Consider the following 1,065-nt stretch of genomic DNA (forward strand, 5'->3'; position numbering starts at 1 on the left):
GGGCGGCGGTCGAGGCGGTGGCCGAGGGGGTGGGCACGGCGTCCGCGGACGTGTCGGCCTCCGTCTCGGCCGGCGTCGACGACGGGGTCGACGTCGGCGTCGGCGGGGACGGCAGCGCCGCTGCGGGGTCGGCCGCGGCGGCCAGGGCCAGGGTGTCCACGACGGCGACCGTGTCCCCGCCGGCGGCGGACCACGCGGGCTGCTCCACGGCGACGCCGTCCTCGTCCGCCACAGCGTGGCCGTGCAGGCGCAGGTGACGGGCCAGGACCGCCGCGACGGCGGCCTCCAGGCCCTCGCTGTCGTACACGACCGTGATCGGGGTGCCTGACGCCGAGGGCGTCGGCGGGGCGTCCGCCTGCGGCGCGCACGCCCCCAGGGCCAGCGACAGCACGAGGGCGGAGGCGGCGAGTCCCGTCGGGCGGCGGTGGCCGGGACCGCTCACGCGGCCACCCCGGCACGGGCGAGCGCCTCGGTGACCCAGGAGGCGGTGCGCAGCTCGCTGAGCTCCGCGAGGTCGAACCAGCGCGCGTCCGTCGAGGATCCGCCGACCTCCGGGCGCAGGACGCCGCCCGTGATGCGGGCGGTGTAGACGACCTGCACGGTGAGCAGCGGCAGCGGCTCGCCCCGCAGGCGCTTCTCCACCGGGATCGTCCGGGTCGTGACGCCCAGCAGGCCCGTGAGCTCGGCGGTGTGGCCGGTCTCCTCCCAGACCTCGCGCAGGCACGCCTCCTCCGGGCTCTCGCCGAGCTCGATGCCGCCGCCGGGCAGCGTCCACTGCAGGTACTCGGGCCCCTGCCACGAGCTGAGCAGGACGCGGCCGCCGTCCACGATCAGGGCATAGGCGCCGGCGCGCGTCTGGAACGGGCCTGCGGGGTGCGCTCCGGCGGCGTCCGGGGCGGCGGGGGTGGTGCTCATGGCTGCGGTCTCCTGGCGGCGGTGGGACGGTCCGCGGCGGGCGACGCCGCGGGCCCGGCCAGTCTACGAGCACCGCCCACCGCGAACAGCGGCACGGTCCACCGACCCGCGCCCTAGGCTGGAGGACCACCCGTCCCACCCCCCGGAAGG

The 1,065-nt window shown here is 78.2% G+C and carries 1 protein-coding gene and 1 pseudogene; both read right to left on the reverse strand.

All coding sequences use genetic code 11. The features are described from left to right. Positions 1 to 442 (reverse strand): annotated as a pseudogene (locus tag CITRIK5_RS06760) (hypothetical protein); the annotation flags it as partial. Next, positions 439 to 915 carry an NUDIX hydrolase gene (locus tag CITRIK5_RS06765; protein ID WP_159833381.1) on the reverse strand — a complete coding sequence of 159 codons (477 nt, stop codon included), beginning with the start codon at positions 913 to 915 and terminating at the stop codon, positions 439 to 441. The pseudogene CITRIK5_RS06760 and the gene CITRIK5_RS06765, both read right to left, overlap by 4 nt. Positions 916 to 1,065: the final 150 nt, after the last annotated feature.

Source organism: Micrococcus sp. 116 (assembly GCF_902506395.1).
Classification (GTDB): domain Bacteria; phylum Actinomycetota; class Actinomycetes; order Actinomycetales; family Micrococcaceae; genus Micrococcus; species Micrococcus luteus.

Bases quoted from the DNA above. Each gene is read 5' to 3' on its own strand.
- CITRIK5_RS06765 (WP_159833381.1), bottom strand. From the start codon at position 915: ATGAGCACCACCCCCGCCGCCCCGGACGCCGCCGGAGCGCACCCCGCA.